This is a genomic window from uncultured Abyssibacter sp., from assembly GCF_964000955.1.
GTDB lineage: Bacteria > Pseudomonadota > Gammaproteobacteria > Nevskiales > OUC007 > Abyssibacter.
This window is the reverse complement of record NZ_CAXFCL010000088.1, coordinates 1-8,226: the sequence shown is the minus strand read 5'-3', so window position 1 is coordinate 8,226 and position 8,226 is coordinate 1. Positions and strand designations below refer to the sequence as shown.

Below are 8,226 nucleotides of genomic sequence, written 5' to 3'. Positions count from 1 at the left end.
CGCATTTACCCGACTGCGAGGCACAGAGATCGCGGCGGAATTCCGCCTTGCCGATAGTGATGTTGCTGGCGGAGAGATTAGCCAACACGGTGGCGCCCGCCAGCGCAGCATAGGTGCTCGGTGGCACCGGCGCCCACAGGTCCTCGCAAATCTCCACGTGCAGCGAGAAATTCTCGACGGTCACCGCGTCGAAAACCAGATCGCAGCCGAAAGGCACGTCGTCACCAAACAGCCGCTGCGTCTGCCCCACCGCGTCGCGGGCCGCGGTGAACTGCCGTTTCTCGTAGAACTCGCGGTAGTTGGGCAGGTAGCTCTTGGGCACGACACCCAGGATGCGGCCGCGATGAACCACCACGGCGCAGTTAAACAGCTTGCCTTCGAAACGCAGCGGTGCACCGACCAGTAGCAGCGGCGTGAAATCGACGCTGGCCTGGATAACATCGTCCAGCGCGTCCAGCACGGCATCCAGCAAAGCTTCCTGCTGGAACAGATCGTCGTTTGAGTAGGCCGAGAGCCCCAGTTCCGGGAACAGCGCGATGGCCGCGTCTTCGTTCGAGACCTGGCGGGCGAGTGTGATCGTACGCTCGGCGTTAAAGACCGTGTCAGCCACGCGGACATGCGGGATGCACACCGCGACCCGCAGATAGCCGTGCGAATACATGTTGTGAAACGTCGTGCCCATGGCGGGTTGGATAGGCAACCGCCCGTTGTGTTCCATGAAACTTGCCCACGCTGACTCTGTCGGAAGCCTCATGAACAATAATGTCGACCATCCACATACTCGAACCTGCGTGGAACCGGAACGCACGGCGCTGATCCTGATCGACGTGATCAACGACATGGCGATCAACGGCGAATCCGAGCAGTTCGCTGCCGATGCGCTGGAAGCCGCCCATTGCGTCAAAGCGCTGAAGTCACAGGCCAAGGCGGCCTGCATTCCGGTGATCTACGCCAACGACAATTTCGGCCAGTGGCGCTCGGATTTCGCCGGGGTCATCCGTCACTGCACGGCCGATGACGCACCCGGCAAGGCGATTTCCGAACTGCTGCACCCGGACGACGACGACTACTTCGTGCTCAAGCCAAGGCATTCCGGTTTTTTTGGCACGACCTTGCAGATTTTGCTGCGCCATTTGAACCGCGACACGCTCATCCTGGCCGGCTTTGCCGCCGATGTCTGCGTGCTGTTCACGGCTCATGACGCCTACATGCGCGAATTCGGCCTGTTTGTCCCGCGCGACTGTGTCGCCAGCGTCGATCCCGACGGCACCAAGCGCGCGCTGACGTTGATGAGCCGAGTGGTTAAAGCGGACATTCGCGCGTCCGAGGAATTGAAGTTCGAGGCCGTCTCCGGTGGCCCGCCAAGCGGTTTTTCCTAATGCGAGGAACTCTGCGGGCAAGAACCGTTCAGAACGTATTGAACATCGCTAGGCGGCGCACGGATGCGCCAGTGCAACAGCAGGAACGCTAGCGCGTCCGGCGCCGCGAGCCCCAGTCAGGGAGCGTCGCATGGCACCACTGAATCGAAGGAAATTTCTCAAGGGGAGCGCTGCGGCCGCCGTCGGCGTCACCAGCCTCGCGCAGGGCGCCAGACCCACTCCGCCGGAGGCGGGCCCGAACATCGGCCCAGGCGGCGACTATCAGTACCAGTCCCTAAATGTCGACGACGCGGCCATTCTCGCCGCCGCTGTCGACCGCATCATTCCGGCCGACGAGTTGAGTCTGGCCGGCAGCGAACTGGGCATCCCCGAATTCATCGACCGCCAGCTCGCCGGCCCCTTTGGCAGCGGTGCGCGCTGGTACATGCAGGGTCCTTACGAAGACGGCGCGCCCACGCAAGGTTACCAGTCCCGCCGGCCGCCCGCCGAACTGATGCGCGACGGCCTGCGCGCCTTGCAGCGCGCGGCCGGTCAGAAACACGACGGTAAGCAGTTCACGGCCCTGCCGCCGGAGGATCAAGACAAGACGCTGGCGGCGGTGGAAGCCGGGGATCTGCCACTCGACGGCATCGACGGCGTGGCCTTCTTCAACCTGCTGCTGCGGATGAGCAAGGAAGGCTTCTTCGCCGATCCGATGTACGGCGGCAACCGCGACATGGCGGGTTGGAAGATGGTCGGGTTCCCCGGCGCGCGCGGCAACTACTACGACTGGCCCGAGCGTACCGACCAGCCCTACCCCTATCCGCCCGTCTCCATTCAGGGAGCCTGAGCATGGCCATACGCAAGAAGCCCGTCGACGTCGTCTGCATCGGCTTCGGCATGACCAGCTCCATCGCCGCGCAGGAATTGACCGATGAGGGGCTGGACGTGGTCGCGCTGGAACGCGGTCAGTGGCGCAACACCGATCCGGACTTTGCCTATCCGCAGATCATGGACGAGCTGAAGTACGGCATCCGTCATGAACTGCAACAGGATTTGTCGCAGTCCACGCTGACCTTCCGCAACAAGCCGAACCAGACCGCACTGCCGATGCGCCATCTCGGCTCCTTCCTGCTCGGCACCGGTGTCGGCGGCGCGATGGTTCACTGGAACGGCCAGACTTGGCGCGGCATGCCGGACGACTTCCGCTACCGCTCCTGGGCCGTGGAGCGCTACGGCGAGGATTTTCTGCCGGATGACATGACCATCCAGGACTGGGGCGTCAGCTACGAGGAGCTGGAACCGCACTACCATAGGTTCGAACTGCTCTGCGGCATCTCCGGCCAGGCCGGCTACGTCAACGGTGAATTCCAGGAAGGCGGCAACCCGTTTTCCGGCGACCGCAGCGCGCCGTTTCCGCTGCCGCCGCTCAAGCGCGTGCATGCAACCAACCTCTTCGACGAAGCCGCGAAAAAGGTGGGCATGCACCCGTTCCCGGTCCCGGCCGCCAACGCCTCGGCGCCCTACACCAACCTCTATGGCGTACGCATGGGTGGCTGCACCTTCTGCGGGTTCTGCGAACGCTTTGGCTGCTACAACAATTCCAAGGCCTCGCCCCAGGCCTGCATCCATCCCGCGCTCATGCCCAAGCCGAATTTCGAGCTGCGCACCGGCTGCCACGTCACGAAAATCCTGCTCTCCGACGACGGCAAGCGCGCCACCGGCGTGCTCTATGTCGATCCCGACGGCCGCGAGGTGGAACAGCCGGCCGAACTCGTGATCTGTGGCGCCTACGCGGTACACAACGTGCAGTTGCTGCTGAACTCCGGCATCGGCGAGGCCTACGATCCCAAGACCGGTCGCGGCAATGTCGGTCGCAACTACGCCTACCAGACGATGGGTTCGGTGGACGTCTATTTCGACGACCAGATCATGGACCCCTTCGTCGGTGCGGGCGCGCTGGGTCAGGCGGTCTCCGACTGGCAGACCGCCGCCTTCGATCACAGCGAACACGGCTTTCTCGGCGGCGCCTATCTGTGCACCTGGCAGACCGGCGGGAGGCCGATCAACCAGACCCGCACGCCGGAAAGTGCCGGCAAATGGGGCAGCCGCTGGAAGCAGGCGGTGGCCAAGTCCTACAACTCCAGCCTGTCGATCAGCAGCCACGGTTCGTCCATGTCGTACAAAGACTGCTATCTCGACCTGGACCCGACCTACACCGACGCCTTCGGCCAGCCGCTGCTGCGCATGACCTTCGATTTCCACGACAACGATCTGAAGATGTCGAAGTTCACCGTGGACAAGGCTCATGAGATCGCCACGGCCATGTCGCCCAAACCGGCGCAAATCGAAAAGAATGTCCGCGAGGGTCCGTACGACATCGTGCCGTACCAGACCACGCACAACACCGGCGGCGCGATCATGGGTGACGACCCGGCCACCAGCGTCGTCAACAAGTACATGCAGGTCTGGGACGTGCCGAACCTGTTCGTACCGGGCGCCAGCGCATTTCCGCAGAATTTCGGCGTGAATCCGACCAGCACGCTGGGCGCGCTGACCTACCTGATGATCGACGGCATTCGCAGCCGTTACCTGAACGCACCCGGACTGCTGGTGTAACCATGCGAATCACCACCGTTTTCATCACCGTCCTCCCGCTGCTGTCGCTGGCCGTCCCGGCCGCGGCGCAGCAATACACGCAGTTCGAGCCGATGGCGCTGGCCGTCGCCGACGAGGACCTGACCTCCGCCCAGGGCGATGCCATCCGGCGCGGCGCCTACGTGGCCCGCGCGGCCGACTGCACGGCCTGCCATACGACCGCGGACGGCGAACCCTACGCCGGCGGCTTCGCCTTCGACACCCCGTTCGGCACGATCTACTCGCCCAACATCACGCCGGATGACGAACACGGCATTGGCACCTGGTCCAAGGCGGACTTCACCAGCGCGCTGCGCCAGGGCACCGGCAAGAACGGCAAGCATCTCTACCCGGCAATGCCGTACACGGCCTACACGCATCTGTCCGACGACGACGTCGACGCGCTGTGGACCTATTTCCAGCACGTCGAACCTCAGGCCACACCGAACAAACCCAACGAGCTGATGTGGCCGTTTAGCTGGCGCGCTGCCATGTGGGGCTGGAACCTCCTGTTCTTCGATGACGGTCGCTTTGAGCCGGACCCCGAGCAATCCGACCTCTGGAACCGCGGCGCCTACCTCGTCACCGGGCCCGGCCACTGCGGTAGCTGCCACACGCCCAGAAACATCGCCATGGCGATCCAGTCGGACAACGCCTTCATGGGCAACACCATCCAGGGCTGGCATGCGCCGCGCCTGGCCTCCGGCGACGGCATGGGGCTGGAAGACTGGCCGGTGGACGAAGTCGTCCAGTTCCTAACGACCGGGGCCGCTTCCCGTAGCGCCGCGACCGGCACGATGAAGGAGGCGATTCACGACAGCCTGCAATACCTCGACGACGCGGATCTCCGGGCGATGGCGGTCTATCTGAAATCGCTGGAAAACCGGGATGGCGAAACCAGCGTCGCAAAGACTGCCACCGCGACACCCGACAAGCGAGGGACGTCCCCCTCGGTCCCCTCACCGGCATCCGCTGCCGGCACACCGCAGGCCGTTCGCGTGGGTCGCATGCCGCCGCCGGCCATGTCCATCGGCGAGCATGGCCAGCTCACGAAGGGTGAACGCCTGTTCATGGACAACTGCCAGGCCTGCCACCTTCAGGGTCAGGGCATGCCCGGCGCGTTTCCGGCGCTGGTGAACAATTCCGCGACCGCGCAGAAGGACCCGTCGAACCTGATCAGGGTGATTCTGCAAGGCGCACAGGGCGTGCAGACACAACAGGACCCGACCGTTCTGACCATGCCCGACTTCGCCTGGCGGCTGGATGACGAACAGATTGCAACACTGGCCGGCTTCGTCCGCGAACGTTTCGGCGGCCAGCCGGCTGAGCAGGCACGGATCGACCCCGACCAGGTCGCCGAACTACGGGAGCAGGTTCACCCGTAGGAACTGAACCCGTCAGTCCGACCCCGGTCCAACATCAGTCACTTCCGACTCAGGAGGACGTCATGCCACAAGCATGGAGCAACAAGGACGAACGCCAGTACAAGCACGTCAGACAGAGCGAACTTGACCGGGGCCGCTCCAGGGACGAGGCGGAATCGATCGCGGCGCGAACGGTGAACAGCCAGCGCCGCGAGGAAGGACGGACACCCAACCGCAGCACCCAGGGCACCGGCAACCCCAACAGCCGACTGGAATCACGCACGGTGGACGAGCTGCGCAACCGGGCGAAGCAGTTGAGCATCGCCGGCCGCAGCCGGATGAACAAGGGCGATCTCATCACCGCCATCCGCGCCCGGCAGTAGGCGGTTCAATCCCGACGCGGCGACCCGCCGAGGTGGAAGTTCAGCCCGATCTGGAATTGCCAGGTGTCCATCGAAATTCGCACCGTCTGGTCCGACGTATCCGACCCTGCATCCAGGCCGATCCATGTCGCGTCGCCTCCGATGACGTCGACGGGGCTGGTGATCACGGACGGACGAAGGGAGACGTTGCTCAGGCCGTTGCGCACCTCTTGGGTGGCCCGGACCGCGTAGGACAACGCGAAGCCGATATCGAACCCGGCGGAGTGCCGCCAGGACGCGCCGATGGCGACATGCTCGTCGACGACGGTGGGCACGATGACGGTCATCAGCGCATCCGGCGTGTCGATCGGACTCCCGCCCCGACTGTAACCAACACGCCAGGCCAGGCGGTCGCCTCGGTATTCATAGCCGATCTTGCGAACCACGGTGTCACGCCAGCCGAACCCCGGCCCACTCGTGCCACCCAGGCAGGACTCGCGATCACCCGCCGCGGCATCCCCGCCGGCGAGCAGCCGGGGCACGATGCAGCGATCGACGAAGTTCTGCATGTTCGGCGATGACTCGTACATCGCGACCTCCCGGTATTCGATCGCATCGAGATCGAGGACCAGGCTCTGACGCGGGGACAGATACAGATGGACGCCCAGATTGAAATTGGTCGGTATGTCGAGCCGGCCGCCGACCAGCAGCCCCTGGTAGCGATCCAGTTCGCCGGTCCGGACTCGCGGCTGGTAGGACAGGCCGATGTCCAGCCAGGACAGCGGGCGCGCATGGATGCCCAGGCGATAGCCGATGCCCCAGGCGACGTCGCCGCCGTTGTCGCTCAGACGATCGGGTTCGCTGGAATACGGCGCGAAGGCCGCCAGGCCCGTGGCGCTGAACTGCTGCGCCGCCAGCACGGGCGCAGCGCCGATCGACAACCAGTCCGTCGCCCGGTAGCTCAGGTGCATCCCCAGCACCACGCGGGTGAGCTGAATGCCCGCGTCGGCACGACGGTCTCCGCACTGGCTGGAGCGACCCGCGCCATCGAGCGGATCACCGCCACCGAAATCACCCTGACACTGCGAATCCAGGCCGGGCACACCGCGCGCGATGTTCGCGGCGCCATCGGTCAGCGTGGTCCCGAGCCCGGCGCCGTAGAACCCCCAGCCCCAGGCCCACCGCTCCGACGGACGCCAGTTTCTCGAATAGCTGGGAGCGCCACCGAGTTCGTAAACCGATCGATAGCTGCCCTCGTGGTATTCGAACAACGAGATCCGTGAGTCGGGGCCGGTTTCACTGGCCTCGTAGCCGGCGGTCGGGAAGCCGATCGCGAGATCCCAGGTGCTGGTCGGGTCCAGGAATGCTCCGGCCGCCGGGTTGCGCAGGGTTGCCGCGCTGTCGCGCAGCATCGCCGTTCCGGCCCCCGCCATGCCGGTCTGGACCACGCCCGCCCCGGGCAGGGACAGGCCGTTGAAGGCCTGCGCGGCCGGCGTGAACAGCGCGATCATCAGCCCGGCCGGGACCAGCCTGTAACGACGCGTGTCTGATTTGACCCAATTTCGCCGCATGCCTCGCCCGGCAGATGGCCGATTCAATTAATTTACACTGTAAAGTTAATTATGATGTGCGTCCATGGCACGCCCCAAACTGACCCGGCACGCGGAACACGCGACCCGCAGCTCGCTCACGCAGCTCGCGCTGGAGCTTTATCTGGGCGACGGGCTGGACGCGGTGTCCTTCCGCAAGCTGGCGGAACGGGCGCAGGTCAGCCACACCTACCCGTACCGCTTCTTCGAGAACAAGGAGGCACTGCTCACCGCCATCCGCGTGCTGTGCTCGAAGCGGTTCAGCGATTTCCTGCGATCGCATGACGAGCCCGACGCGTCACCGCTGAAACGGGTACGGGCGGTCACCACTCATGTGGTGCGCTTCGCCCGCGAACACCCGGCCGAATACAGCCTGTTGTTCACGCTGGACCAGCCGCCACCAGACCGCTTCGACGAACTCCTCGACATTCGCCAGTCGCTAATCGATTTCGTCACCGACATCGCGGCGCAGGCGGTGGCGGCCGGGCAAGCCAGCGGCAACGCGCAGGAACTGGCCCAGCTGATCTGGGCGGGCGTGCACGGGCTGATCAGCCTGGATCTGGCCAAGCAGCTCGTCCACGGTCAGAGCATCGACACCCTGCTCGGGCCGATGGTGGATCGGCTGCTGTCGGGCGGCGCCCGGTAGGGGCTAGGGGCCGGAGGTGTCCAGCAGTTCCTCGAAGAACGTCGTCATCGCCGACCAGGCGCGCCGGTCGGCGCGGGCATCGTAGATCGCCGAGGGCATCACGCTGCCGTCGGCTTCGGGATTGGTGAAGCTGTGCTGGGTGTCGCCGTACAGCACGATCTGCCAATCGGCGCCGGCGTTGCGCATTTCCTCCTCGAAGGCCACCCGCTCGCCGAGTTCGATCAACGGATCCTCGGCACCGATCAGGGTCAGCACGCTCGCCCTGACCCT

General features: G+C 64.9%; 9 protein-coding genes. 6 read left to right on the top strand and 3 right to left on the bottom strand.

Going from position 1 to position 8,226, the window contains the following annotated elements; all coding sequences use genetic code 11:
- Positions 1-661: nitrilase-related carbon-nitrogen hydrolase (locus ABNS06_RS04200; protein WP_348672761.1), on the bottom strand; the 661-nt coding region annotated here is incomplete at its 3' end.
- A gap of 91 nt (positions 662-752) precedes the next feature.
- Here ABNS06_RS04200 and ABNS06_RS04195 point away from each other — a divergent pair.
- The 5 genes from ABNS06_RS04195 (at position 753) to ABNS06_RS04175 (ending at position 5,742) form a co-directional block, all read left to right on the top strand.
- The gene (locus ABNS06_RS04195; RefSeq protein WP_348672760.1) at positions 753-1,379 is read left to right on the top strand and encodes an isochorismatase family cysteine hydrolase; all 627 of its coding nucleotides are present in this window, start codon (positions 753-755) and stop codon (positions 1,377-1,379) included.
- A gap of 130 nt (positions 1,380-1,509) precedes the next feature.
- Positions 1,510-2,208, top strand: a complete 699-nt coding sequence (locus ABNS06_RS04190; protein ID WP_348672758.1) for a gluconate 2-dehydrogenase subunit 3 family protein — start codon at positions 1,510-1,512, stop codon at positions 2,206-2,208.
- A gap of 2 nt (positions 2,209-2,210) precedes the next feature.
- Complete coding sequence (locus tag ABNS06_RS04185; RefSeq protein ID WP_348672757.1) at positions 2,211-3,977, top strand: GMC family oxidoreductase; 1,767 nt, start codon at positions 2,211-2,213, stop codon at positions 3,975-3,977.
- Positions 3,978-3,979: 2 nt separating this feature from the next.
- The gene (locus ABNS06_RS04180; RefSeq protein WP_348672756.1) at positions 3,980-5,380 is read left to right on the top strand and encodes a cytochrome c; all 1,401 of its coding nucleotides are present in this window, start codon (positions 3,980-3,982) and stop codon (positions 5,378-5,380) included.
- Between the two features lie 62 nt (positions 5,381-5,442).
- Positions 5,443-5,742, top strand: coding sequence for a Rho termination factor N-terminal domain-containing protein (locus ABNS06_RS04175; protein ID WP_348672755.1), 300 nt, complete (start codon positions 5,443-5,445; stop codon positions 5,740-5,742).
- Between the two features lie 5 nt (positions 5,743-5,747).
- Here ABNS06_RS04175 and ABNS06_RS04170 read toward each other — a convergent pair whose 3' ends face one another.
- Positions 5,748-7,232: a hypothetical protein gene (locus ABNS06_RS04170; RefSeq protein ID WP_348672753.1), complete on the bottom strand. Its 1,485-nt coding sequence runs from the start codon at positions 7,230-7,232 to the stop codon at positions 5,748-5,750.
- Between the two features lie 124 nt (positions 7,233-7,356).
- On the opposite strand from ABNS06_RS04170, the gene ABNS06_RS04165 reads away from it, so the two are divergent.
- Positions 7,357-7,956, top strand: a complete 600-nt coding sequence (locus tag ABNS06_RS04165) for a TetR/AcrR family transcriptional regulator (RefSeq protein WP_348672752.1) — start codon at positions 7,357-7,359, stop codon at positions 7,954-7,956.
- 3 nt (positions 7,957-7,959) lie between these two features.
- Here the strand turns inward: ABNS06_RS04165 and ABNS06_RS04160 are convergent.
- Positions 7,960-8,226 (bottom strand): dienelactone hydrolase family protein (locus ABNS06_RS04160; protein ID WP_348672751.1); only part of this gene is annotated, 267 nt, incomplete at its 5' end.